The sequence below is a fragment of the Ralstonia flaminis genome, assembly GCF_958415495.1.
GTDB classification, from domain to species: Bacteria; Pseudomonadota; Gammaproteobacteria; order Burkholderiales; family Burkholderiaceae; genus Ralstonia; species Ralstonia flaminis.
Genome location: NZ_CATZLL010000019.1, coordinates 38261 through 61312, shown reverse-complemented (window position 1 = coordinate 61312; position 23052 = coordinate 38261). Strand labels below are relative to the sequence as shown.

Annotated in this window: 24 protein-coding genes and 1 tRNA gene; 13 read left to right on the top strand and 12 right to left on the bottom strand. The window is 62.2% G+C overall.

The features are described from left to right. Nucleotides 1-41: 41 nt before the first annotated feature. Nucleotides 42-497, top strand: a complete 456-nt coding sequence (gene rnhA / locus R2N11_RS23670) for a ribonuclease HI (RefSeq protein ID WP_199027409.1) — start codon at nt 42-44, stop codon at nt 495-497. Between the two features lie 14 nt (nt 498-511). Here rnhA and R2N11_RS23665 read toward each other — a convergent pair whose 3' ends face one another. The 4 genes from R2N11_RS23665 to R2N11_RS23650 all read right to left on the bottom strand — a co-directional run bounded on the left by R2N11_RS23665 (nt 512) and on the right by R2N11_RS23650 (nt 3048). After that, nucleotides 512-1021, bottom strand: a complete 510-nt coding sequence (locus tag R2N11_RS23665) for a hypothetical protein (protein WP_316682600.1) — start codon at nt 1019-1021, stop codon at nt 512-514. Nucleotides 1022-1059: 38 nt separating this feature from the next. After that, nucleotides 1060-1512, bottom strand: coding sequence for a lysozyme (locus tag R2N11_RS23660; protein WP_199027412.1), 453 nt, complete (start codon nt 1510-1512; stop codon nt 1060-1062). Further along, on the bottom strand, nt 1502-2266 hold the full coding sequence (locus R2N11_RS23655) for a DUF2589 domain-containing protein (RefSeq protein WP_316682599.1): 765 nt from the start codon (nt 2264-2266) through the stop codon (nt 1502-1504). The genes R2N11_RS23660 and R2N11_RS23655 overlap by 11 nt, the downstream gene beginning before the upstream one ends. Before the next feature lie 113 nt (nt 2267-2379). After that, nucleotides 2380-3048: a DUF2589 domain-containing protein gene (locus tag R2N11_RS23650; protein WP_199027417.1), complete on the bottom strand. Its 669-nt coding sequence runs from the start codon at nt 3046-3048 to the stop codon at nt 2380-2382. A gap of 249 nt (nt 3049-3297) precedes the next feature. On the opposite strand from R2N11_RS23650, the gene R2N11_RS23645 reads away from it, so the two are divergent. From R2N11_RS23645 to R2N11_RS23635, 3 genes are all read left to right on the top strand, one after another. Next, complete coding sequence (locus R2N11_RS23645) at nt 3298-3957, top strand: response regulator transcription factor (protein ID WP_316682598.1); 660 nt, start codon at nt 3298-3300, stop codon at nt 3955-3957. 199 nt (nt 3958-4156) lie between these two features. Beyond that, nucleotides 4157-4435, top strand: a complete 279-nt coding sequence (locus R2N11_RS23640; RefSeq protein ID WP_199027422.1) for a DUF1488 family protein — start codon at nt 4157-4159, stop codon at nt 4433-4435. A 173-nt stretch (nt 4436-4608) separates the two neighbouring features. Further along, nucleotides 4609-5100 carry a hypothetical protein gene (locus R2N11_RS23635; RefSeq protein WP_316682597.1) on the top strand — a complete coding sequence of 164 codons (492 nt, stop codon included), beginning with the start codon at nt 4609-4611 and terminating at the stop codon, nt 5098-5100. Between the two features lie 28 nt (nt 5101-5128). On the opposite strand, the gene R2N11_RS23630 is transcribed toward R2N11_RS23635, so the two are convergent. The 7 genes from R2N11_RS23630 to R2N11_RS23600 form a co-directional block, all read right to left on the bottom strand. Then, entirely contained in the window at nt 5129-6637 is a 1509-nt protein-coding gene (locus R2N11_RS23630; protein ID WP_316682596.1) for a SpoVR family protein, read from the bottom strand. Nucleotides 6638-6730: 93 nt separating this feature from the next. Continuing rightward, nucleotides 6731-7993: a YeaH/YhbH family protein gene (locus R2N11_RS23625; protein WP_199027428.1), complete on the bottom strand. Its 1263-nt coding sequence runs from the start codon at nt 7991-7993 to the stop codon at nt 6731-6733. Nucleotides 7994-8036: 43 nt separating this feature from the next. After that, entirely contained in the window at nt 8037-9959 is a 1923-nt protein-coding gene (locus R2N11_RS23620) for a PrkA family serine protein kinase (protein WP_199027431.1), read from the bottom strand. 670 nt (nt 9960-10629) lie between these two features. Next, nucleotides 10630-10704: transfer RNA gene (locus R2N11_RS23615), tRNA-Val, on the bottom strand. Nucleotides 10705-10799: 95 nt separating this feature from the next. After that, nucleotides 10800-11531, bottom strand: a complete 732-nt coding sequence (dnaQ, locus tag R2N11_RS23610) for a DNA polymerase III subunit epsilon (RefSeq protein WP_316682595.1) — start codon at nt 11529-11531, stop codon at nt 10800-10802. A 15-nt stretch (nt 11532-11546) separates the two neighbouring features. Next, nucleotides 11547-12413 carry a formyltetrahydrofolate deformylase gene (purU, locus tag R2N11_RS23605; RefSeq protein WP_199027435.1) on the bottom strand — a complete coding sequence of 289 codons (867 nt, stop codon included), beginning with the start codon at nt 12411-12413 and terminating at the stop codon, nt 11547-11549. 8 nt (nt 12414-12421) lie between these two features. Continuing rightward, the gene (locus tag R2N11_RS23600; RefSeq protein ID WP_316682594.1) at nt 12422-13276 is read right to left on the bottom strand and encodes an NUDIX hydrolase; all 855 of its coding nucleotides are present in this window, start codon (nt 13274-13276) and stop codon (nt 12422-12424) included. A 115-nt stretch (nt 13277-13391) separates the two neighbouring features. Here R2N11_RS23600 and R2N11_RS23595 point away from each other — a divergent pair, with 115 nt between their 5' ends. Further along, nucleotides 13392-13781, top strand: coding sequence for a hypothetical protein (locus R2N11_RS23595; protein WP_199027439.1), 390 nt, complete (start codon nt 13392-13394; stop codon nt 13779-13781). 5 nt (nt 13782-13786) lie between these two features. Here R2N11_RS23595 and R2N11_RS23590 read toward each other — a convergent pair whose 3' ends face one another. Next, nucleotides 13787-14344: a hypothetical protein gene (locus tag R2N11_RS23590; protein ID WP_199027441.1), complete on the bottom strand. Its 558-nt coding sequence runs from the start codon at nt 14342-14344 to the stop codon at nt 13787-13789. A 272-nt stretch (nt 14345-14616) separates the two neighbouring features. Between R2N11_RS23590 and lpxO the strand changes: the two genes are divergently transcribed. From lpxO to R2N11_RS23550, 8 genes are all read left to right on the top strand, one after another. After that, nucleotides 14617-15519 carry a lipid A hydroxylase LpxO gene (gene lpxO, locus R2N11_RS23585; RefSeq protein WP_316682593.1) on the top strand — a complete coding sequence of 301 codons (903 nt, stop codon included), beginning with the start codon at nt 14617-14619 and terminating at the stop codon, nt 15517-15519. 307 nt (nt 15520-15826) lie between these two features. Further along, nucleotides 15827-16432 carry a BPSL1445 family SYLF domain-containing lipoprotein gene (locus R2N11_RS23580; RefSeq protein ID WP_316682592.1) on the top strand — a complete coding sequence of 202 codons (606 nt, stop codon included), beginning with the start codon at nt 15827-15829 and terminating at the stop codon, nt 16430-16432. 204 nt (nt 16433-16636) lie between these two features. Beyond that, complete coding sequence (locus R2N11_RS23575; protein WP_199027453.1) at nt 16637-17611, top strand: LysR family transcriptional regulator; 975 nt, start codon at nt 16637-16639, stop codon at nt 17609-17611. Next, nucleotides 17608-19113, top strand: a complete 1506-nt coding sequence (locus tag R2N11_RS23570) for a flavin-containing monooxygenase (RefSeq protein ID WP_199027455.1) — start codon at nt 17608-17610, stop codon at nt 19111-19113. The genes R2N11_RS23575 and R2N11_RS23570 overlap by 4 nt, the downstream gene beginning before the upstream one ends. Beyond that, a complete protein-coding gene (locus R2N11_RS23565) occupies nt 19110-20102 on the top strand; it encodes an ABC transporter permease (protein WP_021194855.1) in 993 nt (330 codons plus the stop codon). Before R2N11_RS23570 ends, R2N11_RS23565 begins: the two co-directional genes overlap by 4 nt. Further along, a complete protein-coding gene (locus tag R2N11_RS23560) occupies nt 20099-21025 on the top strand; it encodes an ABC transporter permease (protein WP_316682591.1) in 927 nt (308 codons plus the stop codon). The genes R2N11_RS23565 and R2N11_RS23560 overlap by 4 nt, the downstream gene beginning before the upstream one ends. After that, nucleotides 21022-22032, top strand: a complete 1011-nt coding sequence (locus tag R2N11_RS23555; RefSeq protein WP_199027459.1) for an ABC transporter ATP-binding protein — start codon at nt 21022-21024, stop codon at nt 22030-22032. Before R2N11_RS23560 ends, R2N11_RS23555 begins: the two co-directional genes overlap by 4 nt. Next, on the top strand, nt 22029-23030 hold the full coding sequence (locus tag R2N11_RS23550; RefSeq protein ID WP_316682590.1) for an ABC transporter ATP-binding protein: 1002 nt from the start codon (nt 22029-22031) through the stop codon (nt 23028-23030). The genes R2N11_RS23555 and R2N11_RS23550 overlap by 4 nt, the downstream gene beginning before the upstream one ends. The last annotated feature ends 22 nt before the right edge of the window (nt 23031-23052 follow it).

Here is a 23052-nt window from a genome sequence, read left to right as displayed (position 1 = left end):
GCGCTGCCGCCCTCACCCACTCACTGATCGCTTTCGTATTCATGCAGGAAGTTACCGTCTATTCCGATGGCGCATGCAAGGGCAACCCCGGCCTTGGCGGCTGGGGCACCGTGCTCGTCTCGGGCGGCCACGAAAAAGAACTCTTTGGCGGCGAAGCCGTCACCACCAACAACCGCATGGAGTTGATGGCCGTCATTGAAGCGTTTCGTGCGCTCAAGCGGCCGTGCCGGGTCAAGGTCTACACCGATTCGCAGTACGTGCAGAAAGGCATCAGCGAATGGCTGGCCGGCTGGAAAGCACGCGGCTGGAAGACCGCCGACAAGAAGCCCGTGAAGAACGACGACCTGTGGCGCATCCTCGATGAGCTCGTCGTCACGCACGAGGTGAGCTGGCACTGGGTAAAGGGCCATGCTGGCCACCCCGGCAACGAACGCGCCGATGCGCTCGCCAACAAGGGCGTGGAGTTGGCGCGTCAGGCATTGCAGGCTGGCGCCTGACGCGCCGCCAACGCTCACCTGCCAACGCAGCGCACTGTCGGGATTTGCGGTGCATTGGGTAGGACGGTAGTGACGTATTGCGGTTTGCCCGCCTGGTCGAAGATCAGGCGCAGCGGGCCCCGCTTGGATAAGCCGTCATCAATGTCCGCCTGCAGCAAACCACTCTGCCTCCAAAGGTCCCCGCCGACACTGCGCTTCTGCATCATGGCAGGGCGATTGGTGCCGTCAGCCCAATTGGCGTCGCGCTCAGGCACATAGCGGTTGGGCAGCGTGCCATAGGCATAAAGCGCATTCAGCGTGTCGGCAAGGTACCGCCCGGCCTGTTCATTGAAGCGAGGCAGATCCTGCCGCACAAGTTCGGCGCCGATGCGTTGGGCTTCGGCCGTACAAGTGGGCAGAGCTTCGTCGGCCGCTCGCGCATAGGAAACACCCATCGCAATGGCGGCGGCAGCCACCCAGATCAGCACGCGATGCAGCAGGCGCGGGGGAACGGTGTGAATCACGGACATCGGTTCGTTACGCATGGAGGTTCTCCGGTTGAACAACGTTGTGGTGCTGGCAATCAGGACAGAAACAGCCGGCGCTCAGCCTGGCGACGTTTGGTCAACCCCTTTAGCGCTTTGCCGCCGGCCTTGTCCCATAGGAGAAACTGATCGGCAGCCCCCGCGTAGTCGCCCGCATTGAGCTTGCGCAGCAGCGTTGACGAGCGCAGCCGCCCCGCCCCCAGGTTGAATACAAACGACGCCAGCGCGTCGAATTGCCCCTGCGTGATCGATACCCGCACGGCGCGGGCGATGCCCTGCTCGGTGTCGTACAGGTCTTTGCGCAGCAAGGCTTCGGCCTGCTGTTGCGAGATCGGGCCGTTGAAGGTCTCGCCGGGCCGGATGAGGTGGCCATAGCCGATGGTCGGCTTGCCGACGGCATCGAGATACGTGGACAACCGCAGGCCTTCGGACTCCTTGATGAGGGCGAGGCCCCTCTCGCCTGTAGTGCGCGGGTTGTTGTCAGTGCTCATCGCTCTTCTCCTGGGGCGTGCTGTTGGGGGTGGCGTTCGGCGCTGCGTCGGCCTTGACTGGCCGCGGCAGCAACCGGTTCGTGTATTCATCGATCAACCGCATCACGGCCTCGGGCGGCTGCAGCGCGGTGAACTTCATCTGGATGTCGATGTGCTCGCTATCGCGGCCGCCACCGTCTCCTGCACCACGCTGTGAATGCGGTGCGAGCGAAACGTAGAACTTGCCAACGCCACCTACGCCACCTTGCGCAGGCAGGGTCTCGGCCAGATCGCTGCGCACGGTCATGTCCACGGTCATCTCGTCGAGCGCGAGGCCACGTGGCACGGCCAGCGACACCAGCGGCAACGCGAGCCGGTGCTGACTGTCGAGCGCCAGCTCCACCTCGCGGGCAACCAGCGTGCCGTTTTCATCCGCATCAAAGAACTGATCGAGCAGCACGGTGTATTGCTGCGCCAGCATCTGATTGGCCGATGAGGCAGCGTGCTGCATGCCGCGCGTGATGTCGTCGAGCGTGAGACCGTTGAAGCCCGGATGTCCGTGGCTGTTGCTGCCACCGCCGGCACCACCACCGGGCGGTGACGAGCTGGGGGGCGACGGTGCATCGGCCCCGGCTGAGGGCGGTGTATCCGATGCCGCGCCTTGAAACGGTGCGGCGCCGGAAGGCATATCAGGCTGCGCAGACGACGCAGGCGCCATATTGGCGAGTGGCGCGCGGTCGTCGTCACGCCGCCGCCGGCTGAAGAGTTTGAACATGGTGTCGGGCTGAACGAGGTCAATGGGCGACGCGCGGCCCAATTGAGGCAGAACGCGCGCCGGTCAGGACACCAGCTGTGGGGAGGCGGGCCGGTGCCCATCGCCGAAGTGGCTTATGGGTTAGCCGGAGCCGGGGCCGGGGCGTTGCCGCCGGCGGGCACCTTCTCACCAACCATCGTGCCGTCGGTCGGCGTGGCCGGCAGCGGCTTGACGTCGTTCTCCTTGCCCTTCACCACCACCGGCTTGGTGGCAGCGTCGGTCAGGAATTCCATCACGCGCATCAGCGCTTCAGGCGGGTTCTGGCGCTTGACCTGAGTGTGGAAGGAATACTTGGCACGTGTATCAGTGCTGCGCGTCTGCTCCGATTTGTGGGAGGCGCGGCCCGACACCGACACGCTGAACGGGCCCCAGCCCAGCTTGGCCTGGAACGAACCCTCCGCCTCGGTGGACGACGACGACTTTTCCGACTGCGAAATTTCCAGCTCGAAGTCGATCGTGCCTTCTTCGATGGCAATTACCGGATGCACAACCGCACACAGCAGCGGAATGCGCATCGTCTTCTGGATCGTGCCCTGCGACACACCCTTCTCATCGACGATGGTTTCGTCATAGTCGAATTGCACCGCAACGGCCTTGCCATTCTGAATACACACCTGCAGCAGAAAATCCGCATAGGATTTTGCTGCCGAGGTTTGCGCCGCGATCATTGCCTGCAGCGGCGCGGAGATCATCTTGTCGATCGGCAGCGCGTTGATAACCGATCCGATAAGTCCGTTGTCCATTTAAAACTCCTTACTTTGAATTATTTTGACGCACAGGTTTGTGCGCCGAAATCCAAAGTAAGTGCTTTGACGACGAGGTTCGATGCCACGAAAGTCCCAGTCGTGGCCCCAGTACAGCGGCCTAATACCTGGCGATAACCCGCCCGTGACTTTCGGCACTGAACTTCCGTTTCAATGCACCCGGATCATTCGCGCCCTACAAAATAATCGGTTTCGCTTGAGAATAATTAACCGAAGTACGAGGGGTCGATGAATATTCTGGTAATCGATAGCTTGCCGCTTTTTGCGGCAGGTGTGTCCAATGTATTGAATGCACTCGATGCACAGGGTGTGTTTATCGATACACACTATTCCGCGTCAATTGGACCAGCCTGCAGAGAGGCAGAGCCCAGCGCGGTGGTCATGGAATGGAGTGCGCAGGATGATGATGCGCGGCAGCGCCTGTCAGACCTGAAAGCCGTCTTGCCGGAAGTGCCTGTCTTGCTGACGGTGCAGGCCGTTGGCCGGCACGTGGTGGGCGATGCGTTGCGTTTTGGCGCCGCCGGTGTGGTCGACCGCCAGGCCACCGCCGATGTTCTGCTCGAAGCTTTGCAGCGCATCACTTCGGGCGCGGTCTATCTGCCGCCCATCAGCAACCTGTACCCCGATGATCCGCGACAGGCCAGCGGCGAAAGCCCGGCCGAAGTGTGGCGCCGCCTTACGCCGCGCCAGCACGAAGTGCTGCAACTGCTTGCTGAAGGCAAATCCAACAAACAGATCTGCCGCGTGCTCAATGTGGCCGAAGGCACCATCAAAAATCATCTGTACGCGCTGTTCCGGCAGATCGGGGTGAGCAACCGCACGGAGGCCGCACTCTGGCTGTCGCGCTATAAGGCCGGCATTGCACGCCTGCAACTGTGTGCGATGTAGCCGGGGGATTGGATCGAGCCGCCGGTCACGTGCGGGTGCCGGCGGCCATACACACTGACACACGCCTCGTGCCGCGAGAGAAACCCAGGGTTGACGCCGGTCTAAACCGCTTCGTAACGACATTGCATTCAGCCACTCGCGCCATACACTGGAGCAATAGCGGCGCACGGCGCATCGCCTTTTTTCATGGAGGCCGGCCATGAAATCGATTGAATTCCACACAGGCACTCCGCGCTACTGCGCAGCAGATCTCACCCTCACCTGCACCGCCAGCGTCGATGGCACGTACGCCTGCTATGCGGTGACGGCGGAGGCACTGGAAGAACATTTCGGCGCCCGCTCCTGGCGGCAGGAAGATCTGCTGCAAGCGATGGAAACCCATCGCGGAACCATCGAAGACATGGCGCGCTCGCTGTTCAAGCTGACCGACTCACACAACATCGTGCTGCGCAGCGGACACTTTCGCTTCGGCATGTAGCGCAAGCATCTCAGAAGGTGACGCCACCCCGGTTGCGTCACCTGCCAAGGGCAGTTTCGCCTGCACCAGAACAGCGAACGGCCTTTGGGGGACCGGGGGAGAAAGGGGCGCCATGCGAGACAGCGGACAACATCGGCAGGGCCTCGCCACCCACCCATTTTTGGAGGCACGCCGTGCAAGCACCGATCGATCTCTCCCTCGAAGTCTTTCGCACTCAGCTACAAACCGCCCTGCACACCCTGACCACGCTGGAGGAAACGCAAGAACGCGCGCTCAAAATCACGCTTAAGGGCGTGGAAGATGCGGAGCGGCGCGCACTGCAAGCCTGCGCCTCAGTTTCTGAAGCTACCAACTGGGAAGACCTGGCCGCGCTGCCGGCCACCCTGCTGCAAACCCGCATCGAGCAAAGCAGTCGCCTCTTCCAGACCATCCTGAGTATGGTGAACGAGCAGCAGAACGCCCTGTTACAACAGGCCACCACATCGGCAGAAGCCTGGCGCACGCTGGCGACACATTGGGGAGACGAACCGATGATCGCACCAGTCCGCGCTCTGTTCGGCGCGCTGAGGGCCACGGAACTGCAAGGCATGCCGCAAACACTTCAGCCTTCAGACAAGAAAAAGGCGAGCGCGAAACACGCTGAGCCCGCTGCCCCGGCGGTGTGAGCACAGCAACGCACCGGCGGTTGACGCGCTAGTCAGGCTTGCACTCGTACTTCATTTCGCGCCGACCGTCTTCGTAGACCACCTCCAGCCGGCAGGTGAAACCCCAGAGCCGGGTAACGTGGCGCACCATCTCTTCGTAGTTGCTGCCCAGGGGGCGGCGGTGGTTCTGCTGATGCCGCATGGTCAACGAGCGATCGCCCCCCACGTCCACATTGGTGACTTGGATGTTCGGCTCGATATTCGACAGGTCGTACTGACTCGCCAATAGCTGGCGAATCATGCGATAGCCCTCGTCGTCGTGGATGGCGGTCACGCGCAGCTTGGGCTCGCGATCGTCATCCAGCACCGAGAACAACTTCAGCTCGCGAATCACCCGCGGTGACAGGAACTGCAGCAGAAAGCTCTCGTCCTTGAAGTTGCGCATGGCAAAGTCGAGTGTTTCCTGCCAATCGCTGCCGGCGATCTCGGGGGCCCAGCGGAAATCTTCATCGGTCGGGGCTTCGCAAATGCGGCGGATGTCCTGAAAGATCAGGAAGCCAAGCGTGTACGGATTGAAGCCGCTGTAGTACGGGCTGTTGTATGGGGGTTGATAAATCACATTGGTATGTGCCTGCAGCAACTCCAGCATGAAGGCATCGTTGACGAGCTTTTCGTCGTATAGCTTGTGCAGGATGGTGTAGTGCCAGAACGTAGCCCAGCCTTCGTTCATGACCTTGGTCTGCCGCTGCGGATAGAAGTACTGTGCGATCTTGCGCACGATACGCACAATCTCTCGCTGCCAGGGCTGTAACTTCGGCGCGTTCTTCTCGATGAAGTAGAGAAGGTTCTCCTCCGGCTCTGGCGGAAACTTCGGTTCCGGCTCTGGCGCATCGTCTGCGGTGGCTAGCGCATGCGCACGGTGCTTGGGCAGCGTGCGCCATAGGTCATTGACCTGCGCCTCCAGGTATTTTTCGCGTTCGTCCTGGCGCGCTTGCTCCTCGGTAATCGACAGTTTCTTGGGCCGTCGGTAGCGGTCCACCCCGTAGTTCTGCAGCGCGTGGCATGAATCGAGCAGCAACTCCACTTCCTGCTCGCCATAGCGGCGTTCGCACTCCGCCACATAGCTCTTGGCGAACAGTAGGTAGTCAACAATGGCGTCAGCGTTGGTCCAGGTGCGGAAGAGGTAGTTGCCCTTGAAGAAGGAGTTGTGGCCGTAGCAGGCGTGCGCGATCGTCAGCGCCTGCATCGGCATCGTGTTCTCCTCCATCAGGTAGGCGATGCAGGGGTTGGAGTTGATGACGATCTCGTAAGCCAGCCCCATCTGGCCGCGCTGGTAGCCGCGCTCGGAAGCCAGAAAATGCTTGCCATATGACCAGTGGTTGTAGCCCAGAGGCAAGCCGGACGACGCATAGGCATCCAGCATCTGCTCTGCGGTAATGATCTCGATCTGATTCGGATACGTGTCCAGACCAAACTCGCCGGCAATGCGGGCGATGTTCTGGTCATAGAGCTTGATCAGATCGAAGGTCCATTCCGAGCCTGTCGAAAGATAGGCCATGCTCGTTCCCCGTTGACTCCGTCACATGCTGCAGCGTGTTTGCCGCATGTTGGCAAATACGTCGGGCCAATGCAGCGCCGCGGGCACTGCCATTCAGGTGGTGCGCTTCTGGAACAAATCGTGCAATACCGGATAGATCTCGTCGGCCTTGAGGATGCGCTGCATCGCAAAGTTCTCGTATGCAGCCTGCACCGTAAGATACTCCTCCCACAGGTTCTGTGGCTCCGTCGAGACCACCTCGATGTACGCGAAATACTGCGTCACCGGCAGGATCGATTCGCGCAGCAGCTGGGCGCAAAGCTCTGAATCCCCCGCCCAGTTATCGCCGTCCGATGCCTGGGCGCAGTAGATGTTCCATTGGCTGGGTGGATAGCGATCATGGATCACTTCCGTGACGAGCTTGAGCGCGCTCGATACCACCGTGCCGCCAGATTCACGTGAGTGGAAGAAGTCCTCCTCACTGACCTCCTTGGCCACGGTGTGGTGACGGATGAAGACGACGTCGATGCGTTCGTAGTTCCGCTTCAGGAACAGGTAGAGCAGCATGAAGAAGCGCTTGGCAAGATCTTTGCGCTGCTCATCCATCGAGCCCGACACATCCATCACGCAGAACATCACCGCCTGCGCCTGTGGACGCTTGCGTTGCACGCGATTGTTGTAGCGCAGGTCGAGCTTCTCGATAAAGGGCACACGATCGAGGCACGAGCGCAGGTGCCGCATCTCCTTCATCAGCTCCAACGCGCGCGCACAGTACGGCCCGTCGTTCTGGAGCACCTCGTTGTACTCAGTCTCCAGTTCATGCAGGCGCCGCTGATACGGGCTTGATAGCGCAATGCGGCGGCCGAGGGAGCTGCGCATCGTGCGCAGGATGGACAGGTTCGAAGGCGTGCCGTCCAGCGAATAGCCAGCCCGCACCTTGCGCACCTCCGCGATCTTGGCCAGGTGCCGCTTGGCCATGTCGGGCAGAGCCATGTCCTCGAAGAAGAAGTTGAGGAAGTCCTCGCGTGAGAGCGTGAAGACAAAGTCGTCCTCGCCCTCGCCCGAATCACTCGCCTGGGAGCCCGTACCACCGCTGCCCTGCTGCTGGCGGTCGAAGCTGTCGCCCCGGACAAACTGCCTGTTGCCGGGATGGACGCCCTCCCGGCGCCCGCCCGAGCCGTGGTGGAACATAGGCTCGGAGATGTCCTTGACCGGAATGGACACCTGCCCGCTCTGCTCGATGTCCATGATCTTCCGGCCGGACACCGCCTTGGCCACCGCGCGACGGATCTGCTCCTTGTAGCGCTTGATGAAGCGCTGCTTGTTGACGGTACTCTTGCCGCCGCCGTTCTCCCGCCGATCGATGATCGTGCCCATGTGCCTGCCCTCGGTTGGAAGTTGTCTGCCTGGCACCCTCTCCTTAAGACGACTTCCGTACGCGCAGATACCACTCCACCAGCAGGCGCACCTGCTTCTCGGTATAGCCCTTTTCCACCATGCGGTTGACGAAGTTCTCGTGCTTCGCCCGATCGTCGTGCGACGACTTGGCGTTGAACGAGATCACTGGCAGCAGGTCTTCCGTGGTCGAGAACATCCGCTTTTCGATCACCGCGCGCAGCTTCTCGTAACTGGTCCAGAGCGGATTCTTGCCCCCGTTCTTGGCCCGCGCGCGCAGCACGAAGTTGACGATCTCGTTGCGGAAATCCTTCGGGTTCGAGATGCCCGCCGGTTTTTCCACTTTCTCAAGCTCATCGTTCAAGGCGCTGCGATCGAGAATTTCGCCGGTGTTCGGATCGCGGTACTCCTGATCCTGGATCCACAGGTCGGCAAACACCACGTAGCGATCGAAGATGTTCTGCCCGTATTCCGAATACGACTCCAGATAGGCGGTCTGAATCTCCTTGCCGATGAACTCCACATAAGGCGCAGTCAGATACTCCTTGATGTAGGACATCAGCTTGGATTCGGTCTCCGGGGCAAACTGCTCACGCTCGATCTGCTGTTCGAGCACGTACAGCAGGTGCACCGGGTTGGCGGCAACCTCCGCCCCATCAAAGTTGAAGACCTTGGACAGCACCTTGAAGGCAAAGCGCGTCGACAACCCGGTCATGCCCTCATCAATGCCGGCAAAATCGCGGTACTCCTGATACGACTTCGCCTTCGGGTCAACGTCCTTGAGGCTCTCGCCGTCATAGACGCGCATCTTGGAGAAGATGTTGGAATTCTCCGGCTCCTTGATGCGCGTGAGCACCGCAAACTGCGCCATCATCTTCAGCGTGTTCGGCGCGCAAGGCGAGTTCGACAGCGAGCTGTTACGCAGCAGCTTGTCGTAGATCTTCACCTCATCCGACACGCGCAGGCAGTACGGCACCTTGACGATGTAGATGCGGTCGAGGAAGGCCTCGTTGTTGCGGTCGGACTTGAAGCTCTGCCACTCCGCCTCGTTCGAGTGCGCTAGGATGACGCCGTCAAACGGAATCGCGCCAAAGCCCTCCGTGCCCTTGTAGTTGCCTTCCTGCGTGGCCGTCAGCAACGGGTGCAACACCTTGATGGGCGCCTTGAACATCTCCACGAATTCAAGCAGCCCGCGGTTGGCCAGGCACAGCCCGCCCGAATACGAGTAGGCATCCGGATCGTCCTGCGGATAGTCCTCCAGCTTGCGGATGTCGACCTTGCCGACCAGCGATGAAATGTCCTGATTGTTCTCGTCGCCGGGCTCCGTCTTGGAGATCGCAATCTGCGACAGCACCGACGGATGCAGCCTCACCACGCGGAACCGCGTGATGTCGCCGTTGAATTCGTGCAGCCGCTTGACGGCCCACGGCGAGGCAATCGAGTTCAGATAGCGCCTTGGGATGCCGTAGTCTTCCTCCAGGATCTTGCCGTCTTCCTCGGGCGAGAACAACCCGAGCGGGGACTCGTGAATGGGCGAGCCCTTGAGCGCGTAGATGGGAATCTGCTCCATCAGCGCCTTCAGCTTTTCAGCCAGAGAAGACTTGCCGCCGCCCGGGGGCCCGAGCAGATAGAGGATCTGCTTGCGTTCCTCCAGGCCCTGCGCAGCATGCTTGAAGAACGAGACGATCTGCTCGATCGTGTCCTCCATGCCGTAGAACTCCCGGAAGGCCGGGTAAATGCGGATGACCTTGTTGAAGAACAATCGCGACAGCCGAGGATCGTGGTGCGTGTCTACCAGTTCCGGCTGACCGATTGCAGCAAGCATGCGCTCGGCTGCGGTCGCATAAGCGGTGGAGTCTTTCTTGCAGATATCCAGGTACTCTTGGATGCTGTACTCGTCCTCTTTGCGAGCTTCGAAACGCGTAGCGTAGTGGCGGAAAATATCCATATCTCCCCCGTAGATTTCTTCCTCACCACCAGCATGGTCATGCTGGAACGAGGCTAGTTCTTGCGTGCGTTGAATGCGGTACTTATTCCACTGTAGACCAATCACGGATGAGCACAAGAACGCTTGAGCCTCTCGAGCGGTGCACAGCCACTCGTGATCGCATTAGCGCTCGACGCCATGCAGTGCCAAATCGGAACGGCTCGCAATCTCATCAGCATATTCATACGCAGCAATTTGTCGCCGCTGCGCACATCGCCAGCACGTCCGCTCAGGTAGAGCAGAAAGCTTACCCAGTTCCACGGGTGCGCTCGCATGTTTGTACGTAACCGATCTGCATGAGTTCCCACCAACCGCCCCAACGGAAGCAGGGGTTATCCCGGCCCTCCGCACACAATGGTTGCTGCGCTGTTGCATGCACAGCAACCCAGGCGGCATCCCAGTTGTACTGGCAACCTTCCCACCATTGAGCAACGGCCAATTGCACAAAACAGGGCGAGTGGCCTCGATTCGGTGCAGGCGTCACCCACATCATTCAAGCGGGCTGTTTGTCGTTTTTTTTGCGCCAGAGAGGAGATGCCGCAGAGCGCGCGGGAGCGAATAACGAAGATGGCAAAGAAAAAAGGCCCTCGGCGATTGCCAGAGGGCCTTTTTTTGCGATTGCTCGCGAATTTGGTGGGTGGTACAGGGATTGAACCTGTGACCCCTGCCGTGTGAAGGCAGTGCTCTACCGCTGAGCTAACCACCCGAAAACTGCTGCCGGGATGCGGCGAAAACGAGATTATGGCGAAAAGCTATGCCCGTGTAAAGCCCCCGGCCGCACTTTTTTGCTTCGACTTTGCATCAAGCCGCCGGAGGCGCGGCTTCCTGCGCCTCCCGTGTCCAGATGGTCTTGCCGCCGCTGGCTTTGTCGATCTCCTTGAGCACGCCGGCATGGGCTGCGGCTTCCGCCTCGGTGGCCTGCAGCACTGGCAGTTCAAGCGCGCTCAAATCGATGGTGGCGGCCTCTGCCGAGGCGCTCTCGCCGCCGTCCAGCATGTCGATCACCAGGGTATTCTGGCCCCGCGTCATGGCCAGGTAGACCTCGGCCAGCAGCTCCGCATCCAGCAAGGCGCCGTGCAGCGTACGGTGCGCGTTGCTCACGCCCAGCCGGTCGCATAGCGCATCCAGCGAGTTGCGCTTGCCCGGAAACATCTGGCGCGCCTCGCGCAAGGTATCGATATGCCCCGACAGATGCTCGCGGAAGGTCGGCAGACCCAGGCGCTGGAATTCCATGTCCAGGAAGCCCAAGTCGAACGGGGCGTTGTGGATGATCGCCTCGGCACCCTGCACGTAGTCGCGGATCTCGTCGACGATTTCCGCAAACTTGGGCTTGTCGGCCACGAACTCGTTGGTGATGCCGTGCACCGCCATCGCGCCCGCGTCGATTTCACGCTCAGGGTTGATGTAGAAGTGCAGATTGCGGCCGGTCAGCCGGCGGTTGACCATCTCCACACAGCCGATTTCGATCACGCGGTCGCCAGTGGCGGCGTTCAGGCCCGTGGTTTCGGTATCGAGGATGATCTGTCGTGTCATACGCCCACCTACCCGTTACTTGAAGACGACGGTCTTGTGGCCGTTGAGCAGGATGCGATGCTCGGCATGCCACTTCACGGCGCGAGCGAGCGCCACGCATTCCACGTCGCGGCCAACGGCGGTGAGCTGCTCCGGGTCCATGCTGTGGTCCACGCGCTCGATCTCCTGCTCGATGATCGGACCTTCGTCCAGATCGGCTGTCACATAGTGGGCCGTCGCGCCGATTAGCTTCACGCCGCGCTCATGTGCCTGGTAGTACGGCTTGGCGCCCTTGAAGCTCGGCAGGAACGAGTGGTGGATGTTGATGGCACGGCCTTCCAGCTTGCGGCACAGGTCGTCCGAGAGGATCTGCATGTAGCGCGCGAGCACGACCAGGTCGATCTGCTGCTCCTGGGCAATTTCCCAGATGCGGGCTTCCTGCTGGGCCTTTTGTGCGTCAGTCGCCTGCAGCAGCGGCAAGTGCATGAACGGCACGTCGTACGACGCAGCCAGTTGATAGAAATCGCGATGGTTCGAAACGATGGCGGCAATCTCGATCGGCAGTTGGCCGGCGCGGGCGCGGAACAGCAGGTCGTTCAAACAGTGGCCGATCTTCGAGACGAGAATCATCACGCGCGGCTTGATCGCGGCGTCGAACATGCCCCATTGCATCGAAAACCGTTCGCCGATGGGTGCAAAGCGGTCGCGCAGCGTCTGCAGGTCCAGCGGCTGGCCCTGCGGCACGAAATGCACGCGCATGAAGAAGCGGTTGGTGAACTCGTCGCCGTACTGGTCGGAATCGAGAATATTGCAGCCCTGCTCGAACAGCAGGCCGGACACGGCATGAACGATGCCGGGCTGGTCCGGGCAGGACAGGGTGAGGATGAAACCGGAGTGACTCATGAAGCGTTTTACGTATTGTTGTCAGGCGCGAACCGTTGCAGCACCACGGACGGAATCAAGCGCGCCAAGGCGCCAAGGGTGACGAGCGTGGCGTCCACCGTCATCGCGCAATCCGCCATGATATCAAGCGCCGCGTCAGGGCTGGCGCGCAGGTGGCCGGCGACCTCGCCGTCTTGGTTGGCAGGGGTGAAGCTTGCAGGCAGCGTCAGGTCAAAGGCAAATAGGGTCTCGTTCTGGATGCCCTCGGGCACGGCACGCAGGACGTCAATCGTGCCGCGCGGCATCAGCCCGGCTGCCAGATCGGCGCCGATGCCGGCCTCTTCCCAGCATTCTTTTTCCAGCGCGCCGCGCGCGTCGAACCCATGGCCGATGCCGCCGGCGACGAGGTTGTCCCACATACCGGGGTCGATCGGCTTGGTGTTGGCACGGCGGGCCAGCCAGAGCATCGGCCCTGCGTCATCCCCCCCCTCGATCAAGCCGTTCATGTGGGCGGCGTAGGTGCGGATGCCGAAAAAGCGTGCGGCCGCGCGTTCAATCAGCGCCAGTACAGGCGTGCCCCAGCCGGTGTTGACGACGAATTGCTCGTCGCGCCACCCGCGTACATGCCCCCCCTCGGCCAAACGCGCAATCACCTCGGCCAAGGCGGCCGTACGCTCGCCCTCGGTGGCAAGGGTGTTGCGCAAATCGACCCGCCCGGCCGACACCTCGAACCACTGCGGCCAGCGCCCAAGCAGCGCGGCGCGCTTGGCGTCCAGCCAGCCGACGCGCTGCCCTGCAACAATCCAGGGCACCAAAGCTGCAGCGTCAAAGGCGCTGCGGGCCGCCAAGCCGTCAACGACCTGATGAACACGCGGGTCAGTCATACGATTACCGTGCAAGGCAGCACGGCATTGTGCTTTCTGCGCCGTGCCCGAATGTGCTGTTCATGCGCGATAATGCAGCGTTAGTAGAAGCCATCATTAGATTGGAGAAACAAGGATGGATGAAATCGACGAGCTGTCGGATCTGCCGACCCCGCGCTTTATCTGGGGGTTCGCCATTGCCGTCACACCGTCCGGCGAAGTGTCGCACGATGAATTCGAATACCTCACGCACACGCGTTCGCCGCGCTTCACGTGCCGCGTGGTGGAACTCGAAGACATGCCCGCCGCGCCGGAAGACGATGGGGATATCGACGGCCGCATCGTCCACTTCGAAAACCCCAAGCGCATGTTTTACATCACTGACTTGGGCCTGGCGCTGATGAACTTCACGCTGTTCGACAAGGTGGACAACAAGGCCAAGCTGAAGAATGCCTGCGACGAAGCCATCGCCGACTGGCTGACCCGCCGCGATTTCCTCGATTCCGAGGAAGACGACGAGGAGTAATCCGCCTAGCTTGCCTGGCCTGCGCTGTCACCGTCGAAGCGCAGGTCGGTCAAGCGCACATCGGCATAAGAGCGCCCGGCGTCGAGCAGCGCAGACACCTGCGCCTTCACGCGCTCTTTCTGCGCCCGCAACGCGCGCGGCGGCACCATCGGATCCTGTCCGCTGTGGTGCAGATAGAGCATCTTGTAGGTGAGCTGACTCACCATCCACTGCCGCAGCACGCGGCGACGGCCTGCGTGATCGGCCTCCAACGCATCCACCTGCATCAGCAGCGCCGAGAAGGCTCGCGCCATGCTGGCGGCATCGGACTCGGCCCCGGCAATGCAACGTTCGGCCAGAGCACGCGCCTCAGCTGGCGACATGACATCAGTTTCGACAAAACGATCTGCGGGCGGGCTGACGGTCACGCCCTGGCGTGCGAGCCGGGCCGATACGGCACTCAGGGCTTCCTGTGCGCGGCGGATGGAGGCGTCCAATGATTCAGTGCTCGCTTGCAGCAAACCGATAGTCGACGGCTCGTTAGCCAATGGGTTGGGCGATTCGGCAAGTTTTTTCGCGTCCATGGTCCCCTCCGGTTGCCGCCCGCAGTTAAAAATCCACCGAGGCGAAAAATCCGATTGTAAGGCGCATAGCGCACAACGCGACAAAAGATCACATTTGCGCCGACAAAATCGCACTGGGCTGTCACAAAGCGCAATCAACCCGGCCACGCCTGTTGGCTTACATCAACGCCGCAATACTGCTCCACGGTTAAAATACGAAATTACGCGCAGCGTGTCCCCCTGCCCTGCGCCCTCTCATTTGCTGACCGCCTTTGCGCGGCAAGGAAGTCGCCTTGATCAAGTGGATTCTCGTTGCCCTCTACCTGGGCTCCATCCTGTACGTGCACTTTCGCGGCAAGGTGCGCCTGAAGTTCTGGCGCCAGATGTTCGACCACTCCGCCGTGGTCGCGCCGGTCAACTGCTTCATGTATGCGTTCTCGGGCGTGCCGCAGACGGCCTATGTGCCGGTCGAACGCTTTCCGGATCTGGAAAAATTGCAGGCCGCGTGGCCACAGATTCGTGACGAAGGCCTGGCGCTGGTCAACCTTAGCAAGATCAAGGCGGCCGAGAAGAACGACGACGCCGGCTTCAACTCCTTCTTCAAGAATGGCTGGAAGCGTTTCTACCTGAAGTGGTACGAAGCGAGCCATCCGTCAGCCGAGCAGCTTTGCCCAAAGACCGTGGCACTGTTGCGTGAATTGCCCAGCGTGAAGGCTGCGATGTTTGCCGAGCTGCCGCCGGGCGGCAAGCTCAACCCGCACCGAGACCCGTTTGCCGGCTCGCTGCGCTACCACCTGGGCCTGGCCACGCCGAACGATGACCGCTGCTTTATCGAAGTCGATGGCGAGCGCCACAGCTGGCGCGACGGCGAAGGCGTGGTCTTCGACGAGACCTACCTGCACTGGGCGCAGAACGGCTCCGAAAAGGATCGCCTGATCCTCTTCTGTGATATCGAACGCCCGATGAAATTCGGCTGGGCGCAGCGTATCAACAAGTGGCTCGGCCGCAAGGTGATGACGGCCGCCAGCTCGCCCAACGATGAGGGCGACCAGACCGGCGGCATCAACAAGCTGTTCCGCTATGTCTGGCTGATGGGCCAGTATCGCCGCCGCTTCAAGGCATGGAACCGCAAGGTCTACTACGTGGTGAAATTCGGTCTGATCATCGGCGTGGTTGGGCTCATCGTCTGGATCTGACCTTCGGCTATTGCACCGCACCAGAAACCGGCCTCGCGCCGGTTTTTTATTGCGCTTGCAAAACATGCAAGCGACATGGCGTTCTTTCGCTTTTACACAAACCCGTGTGAAAAAGCGCTACGTCAGCCACAAATCTCGCCTAATGTCAGGAACTGAGCGCTCAGGCGTTCATCTGATATGGCGGGCACGCCGCTTGCTGCCAGAAGATTGACACCCTTGGCCGACAAGTTCGGGGCCCACGTCAGCTCGTTACACAGGGCGCGTTTGCTCCTTTTGGCCCCTTTCCACAACACTGAGACCGATCGCCATGAATAAAAACCTCATCAGCCGTCGTACTGCCTCCACGCTTGCTGCTATCGCGCTGCTTGGCACCCAGATCGCAGCCTGTACCACCACCAGCCCGAATGCTGAGGGCTCCGACGTCATGACGTCGACCAACAAGCACGCCACCACCAACTCGCAGGCCGATTCCGTGCTCTCGCGCCTGTACACGACGGCCAATGGCTCGCGTGAACTCGTTGGGCGCGCCAAGGGCGTGCTGGTGTTCCCGTCGGTGCTCAATGCCGGCTTCGTGGTCGGCGGACAGTACGGCGAAGGCGTGCTGCGCACCGGCGGTGGCAAACCGCTGGGCTACTACAACATCGCCTCCGCTTCGGTGGGCTTCCAGGCAGGTGCCCAGTCGCGCGCGCTCATCATCCTCTTCATGACGGACGAAGCGCTGCAGAAATTCCAGAACAGCCAAGGTTGGACGGCCGGCGTGGACGCCACCGTGGCACTGGCCAAGATCGGTGCCAACGGCGCGATCGATACCAATACCGTGCAACAGCCGATCATCGGCTTCAACCTGACCAACGCAGGCCTGATGGCCGGCGCATCGGTCGAAGGCACGAAGATCACCAAGCAGACCAACTGATCTACGTACACTGCCCGCTGCAAGAACCGCCGTCTCGTACGGCGGTTTTTTTGATAATTCCGACCCAACTCCGCCGCTTCACCGCTGGGCATAGCGGTTGCCTGCGTAAAACGCATGAGTACATAAGAAAATACTATTTGGAATTCGCATACTGCCTCTACCAGAATGCATGAACCACATGCATGACTGGGATCAATCAGGCTGATGGAACTCCGACAACTCGAAGCGTTTGCTGCCGTCATGTCGACCGGCAGCGTCACTGCGGCAGGCAAACTGCTGGGCCGTTCGCAGCCCGCCATCAGCCGGCTCATTCAAGACCTCGAAGCCGAAATCGGCTATGCCCTGTTCACGCGTGCAGGGCCGCGCGTCTCGCCCACTGAGCAGGGCTTCCTGCTCTATGAAGACGTCGAACACACGCTGATCAGCTTGCGGCAAATCCGCACGCGCGCAGAAGAGATCGCGCGCGGCGAGGCGCGCCCGCTGCGGTTAGCGGCCACCTCTGCACTGGCGGCCGGGCTGCTGCCCGCGGCGCTGGCCGATCACCCCGAGTTGGCCCAGCACGTGCAGATTCGCAGCGCCTCGCCCGAGCAGGTCGTGCATGCCGTGCTGACTGGCGCGGCAGATCTCGGCATCAGCAGCCTGCCGTTGGAGCATCGCGGCGTGACGGTGCATTGGATTGGCGAATCGGCATGCGTGGCTGCGGTGCAGCAAAGTGACCCGCTGGCCGCCGCCTCACGCGTGACACTGTCCGATTGCGCTGGACGGCGCATCGTGACGATGCACAACCCGTATCGCCTGCGCCGTCGCCTGGATCAGGCACTCGCGCAAGCCGGCGTCACGCCAACCGAATTAATAGAAACCAACGCCTCATTCAACGCGCTGACCGCCGTGCGTGCCGGCCTGGGCGTGGCGCTGCTGGAGCCCGTCACGGCATACGGCGTGCCGATTGATGGCGTGACCGTGCGCCCAATCGATGCCGACATCCCCTTTTTCTTTGGCGTGATCACACCCGAGGCCAAGCGGCCATCAGCCGCCGTAACCGCGCTGATCGACGCCCTCTCCCGCGCCGCGCAACGACTGCTGCCTGACTGCAAGCTGCACGACCCGGCACGCCACGCCAGCATGCTGCAAGTGCTGTACGGCGAACCCACCAACGAAACAGAAGACGCGTCCGCATGACCGCCGTACAACAAGACAACGCACCGCAAGCAACCGGGCCCACCGGACTGAAGGCACTGGAAGCCCGGTTGCGCCAGGACCTTGCCTGGCTGGAGCTCCCCGCCAAGGCGTGGACGCTACCGCATGAACTGAACGGCCAACCCGTGCTGGACGTGGCCGTCATTGGCGGCGGCATGGCTGGCCTGGCGGCTGCAACATCGCTCAAGCATCTGGGCATCGGGGCCGTGGTGTTCGACCGCTCGCCCGTTGGCTTCGAAGGCCCGTGGGCGACCACCGCACGCATGGAAACCCTGCGCTCTCCCAAGCAGTTGACGGGCCCTGCGCTGGGCCTGCCCGCGCTGACCTTCCGCGCGTGGTTCGAAGCACAGTTCGGTACCGATGCGTGGGAAGTGCTCGACAAGATCCCGCGCCTGCAATGGATGGACTACCTGCGCTGGTACCGCCATGTGCTGCAGATTGATGTACGCAATGAGCACCACGTGAAGGCGATTCACCCACGCAAGGATGGCGCCGTCGAACTCGTGATCGATGTGCCGGGCCAGCCAACGCAACGCGTGTACGCGCGCCGCGTGGTGCTGGCCACCGGACGCGACGGCCTGGGTGGCCCGACCGTGCCGGACTTTGCACGTCGCCTGCCGCGCCGCTGGTGGGCGCATTCGTCCGATGAGATGGACTACGGCACCTTGGCCGGCAAGCGCGTTGGCGTGATCGGCGCGGGCGCATCGGCGATGGACTCGGCAGCGACGGCGCTGGAAGCGGGCGCCGCGAGCGTCGATCTGCTCATCCGCCGCTCCGACCTGCCCCGCGTCAACAAGGGCAAGGGCGCCGGCAGCCCCGGGCTCGTGCACGGCCACCTGCATCTGCCCGACGCATGGAAATGGCGCATCCGTCATTACATCAACGTTGAACAGGTTCCGCCGCCGCGTGGCAGCACGCTGCGCGTGTCGCGCCACGCCAATGCACGCTTCAACCTCGGCTGCGCCATTCTGGGCGTGGACGAGCACGACGGCGTGCTGCACGTGGCCACACCCAAAGGCGTGTTCCATCTGGACTTCCTGATCTTCTCGACAGGCTTTCGCACTGACTGGACCTCGCGCCCCGAATTCAGCCAGCTGGCGCCGCATATCCGCCAATGGCGCGACCGTTACACTCCGCGCCCCGGCGAGGAAGACACCGAGCTGAGCGACTCCCCCGATCTCGGCGCCGCATTTGAATTTCGCGAGAAGGTGCCTGGCTCGCTGCCCGGTCTGTCGCGCATACATTGCTTCTGCTATCCGGCATCCCTCACGCACGGCAGTGTGTCGGGCGACATCCCCGCCATCAGTGAAGGCGCGAAACGCTTGGCGCAAGGCATTGCAGGCCTGCTGTATCAAGAAGACATCGACGCGCATTACGCCGCCATTCAGGCCTATGCCGAGCCGGAAATTTTCGGTGATGAATGGACGCCTGCAGCGCCGCCCGAGCCCGTGCAGAACGCACCGCGCAAGGAGGTCGCGCGATGACGGGTTGGCTCGGTTGGCTAGTAGGCCGTATCGGCCAGGCGCTGCTGGTCGTGCTGGTGATGACGGTGATCGTTTTTGTTGGACTGCACGCCATCGGCAACCCGGTCGACATCCTGATCGGTCAGGACGTGGACCAGATCGACCGCGCACGCATCATTGCCGAGCTCGGCCTGGACAAGCCGCTGTGGCAGCAGTACCTGAGCTTCCTGAACGGTGCTGTGCACGGCAACCTCGGCAAGAGCTTCGTCTATAACGAACCCGCCATCCAGCTGATCCTGCAGCGTCTGCCAGCCACGCTGGAGCTGGCGTTTGCGGCGCTCATCATCGCGGTGGTGATCGGCGTGCCGCTGGGGCTGTTCGCAGGGCTGTACCCGAATCATCCGGTGTCGCGTCTGCTCATGACGGGCAGCGTGGTGGGCTTCTCGCTGCCGACCTTCTGGGTGGGCCTGATGCTCATCATGGCCTTCAGCGTAAGCCTCGGTTGGCTGCCCGCCAGCGGGCGTGGCGAGACTGCCCGCCTGTTCGGCGTCGAGTGGTCGTGGCTCACGGCCGATGGCCTGCGCCACCTGCTGTTACCCGCCATCAACTTATCGCTGTTCAAGCTCTCGCTGGTGTTGCGGCTGACTTCAGCCGGCGTGCGCGAGGTGCTGCCGATGGACTTCGTGAAGTTCGCACGCGCCAAGGGCCTGTCGCCGCTACGCGTGGTGCTGGCGCACGTGCTGCGCAATACGTTGATCCCGCTGGTGACGGTGCTCGGCCTGGAGCTGGGCTCGACCATCGCCTTTGCCGTTGTCACGGAGAGCATCTTCGCCTGGCCCGGCGCGGGCAAGCTGATTCTAGACAGCATCAACTCGCTGGACCGCCCCGTTATCGTCTCCTACCTCATCGTTGTGGTGTGCCTGTTCGTGTCGCTCAACCTGATCGTCGACATCCTGTACCGCATGCTGGACCCGCGCGTGCGCGCAGCAGATAACGCGGAGGCCGCATGAACGCGTCTTCGCAAACCACAGTGGCGACTGCCGCTCCGGCGCCGCGCAAGCAGTCCCCCTGGCGGCGTGTGGCAGCGGATTTCCTCGCATCCAAATCCGCCATCTTCGGGCTGGTCGTTGTCGTGCTGTTGATCTCCGCCGCGCTGGCCGCACCGTGGATCACGCCGCAAAACCCGTATGACCTGATGCAGCTCGACGTGCTGGACTCGCGACTGCCGCCGGGTTCGCCCAACGGTCTGGGCACGTTTACGTACTGGCTCGGCACAGACGGCCAGGGGCGCGATCTTTACTCCGGCATCCTCTACGGTCTGCGCATCAGCCTGGGTGTAGGGATCGGCTCGGCAGCCGTCGCCGCCGTGATCGGCACGTTGCTCGGGCTGATTGCCGCCTACGCCGGTGGCAAGGTCGACAACTTCATCATGCGCACGGTCGATCTGCTGCTGTCGTTTCCGTCCGTGCTGGTGGCGATGATGATCCTGGCCTACCTCGGCAAGAGCATCAGCAACGTGGTGCTGACGCTGGTGCTGCTGGAGTGGGCGTACTACGCGCGCACGGTGCGCGGGCAAGCGCTGGTCGAGCGCCGCCGCGAATACGTGGAAGCCGCACGCTCGCTCGCCCTGCCTGGCTGGCGCATTGCACTCAAGCACATCCTGCCGAACTGCCTGCCGCCGCTGATCGTCGTGGGCACGCTGCAGGTGGCGCGTGCGATCACGCTGGAAGCCACCCTCTCCTTCCTGGGCCTGGGCGTACCGATTACCGAGCCATCCCTGGGGCTCCTGATTGCCAACGGATACCAATACATGTTGTCTGGTCAGTACTGGATCAGTTTCTATCCGGGCATTGCACTGCTGCTGGCGCTGGTCGCCATCAACCTGGTGGGCGACCGCCTACGCGAAGTGCTGAACCCGAGGACACAACGATGAGCGTGTCCGCAAGTTCCAATCCATTGACGTTGGAAGTCCGCAACCTGCGCACGCATTTCTTCACACGCGACGGCGTACTGCCTGCGGTGGACGATGTGTCGTTTTCATTGGCACGCGGACGCATCCTGGGGCTCGTGGGCGAGTCGGGCTCTGGCAAGTCGGTCACTGGCTTCTCGATCATGGGTCTGGTTGACCCACCCGGCCGCGTCGTCAGTGGCGAGATTCTCTACCAGGGGCGCGACCTCACCAAGCTGGCTCCGCGTGAACTGCGCAAGCTGCAGGGCAACCGCATCGCCATGGTCTTTCAAGACCCGATGATGACGCTCAACCCCGTGCTGCGCATCGATGCCCAGATGATCGAGGCCGTGCGCGCGCACAGCAGCATGAGCTACGCACAGGCCCACGAGCACGCCCGCGACACGCTGGGGCTGATGGGCATTCCCAGCCCCGAAGAACGGCTGCGCGCGTATCCGCATCAGCTCTCGGGCGGTATGCGGCAGCGTGTGGCGATTGCCATTGCGATGCTGCATCGACCCGACCTGATCATTGCCGATGAGCCGACCACCGCACTGGACGTGACCATCCAGGCGCAGATTCTGTCCGAAGTACAGAAGCTCGCACGCCAGCATGGCACTGCGCTGATCTGGATCACGCACGACCTGTCCGTGGTGGCTGGCCTGGCCGATGAGGTGGCCGTGATGTACGCCGGCCGCATCGTCGAGCACGGCCCAGTGGATGCCGTGCTCGATGCACCGCTGCACCCCTACACCATGGGCCTGATTGACAGCCTGCCGAGCGAAAACCGCCGTGGCCAGCGGCTACGCCAGATTCCGGGCATGACGCCGAACCTGCTGTCACTGCCGGCCGGCTGCGCGTTTGCAGCGCGGTGCCCGCGTGCCTCCGAGGCGTGCAACGTCCGCCCGGAGACGACACAGCCGAACGCCGCACGTCTTGTCCGCTGCTTCCACCCCGGCACACTGCCGACCGCCACGCGGGAGGTGGCATGAGCACGCCGCTGGTAGAACTCAAGCAAGTCGGCAAGCGCTTTGGCGATCGGAAAATCGGCCCTGTTGACAGCATTCTGCAGCGTCTGGGGCTCGCGAAACCGCCCGCCGTGGTGCGCGCCGTCGATGGCATCGACCTGGCAATCCAACCGGGTGAAGTCGTCGGCCTTGTTGGCGAATCGGGCTGCGGAAAATCCACGCTCGGCCGCATCGCCGCAGGGCTGATGCCGCCGTCCGACGGCGAGGTGCGCGTGGATGGCAAGTCAGTCAACACGCTCTCAGCCGATGAAGCGCGCGATGCCCGACTGAAGATCCAGATGATCTTCCAGGACCCATACGCCAGCCTCAACCCGCGCCTGCGCGTGGAAGAGATCATCGGCGAGGCGGCCCGTGTACACGGTCTGACCGACCGCGCCGGTTTTGCCGATTACGTGGCCGCGCAGATGCAGCGTGCGGGCCTCGACCCCGCCCTGCGCGACCGCTACCCGCACCAGTTCAGCGGAGGTCAGCGGCAGCGCATCGGCATTGCGCGGGCGCTGGCAGTGCAGCCGTCGATGCTTGTCTGCGACGAGGCAGTGGCGGCGCTGGACGTGTCCATCCAGGCGCAGATCCTGAACCTGTTCATGGACCTGCGTGAACAGCTCAACCTGACGTACCTGTTCATCAGCCACGACCTGGGGGTGGTGGAGCACCTGTCAGATCGCGTGGTGATCATGTACCTGGGCCGCGTGGTGGAATCGGCGCCGGCAGAGGAAGTCTTCCGCCACCCGAACCATCCTTACACGCAGACACTGCTGGCGGAGATCCCGCGCCTGTCTGCACGGCACAAGACCTTCACGGCCATTCAGGGCGAGATGCCCAGCCCGTTGAACCCGCCCACCGGCTGCCATTTCCACCCGCGCTGTCCGCACGCCATGCCTCGCTGCAAGACCGAAGCCCCAACCCTGCGCGGCATTGCGGTCAACCACATCAGCGCCTGTCATTTGAACGACGCGATCTGAACGATCTTCAATAAGCCAACCA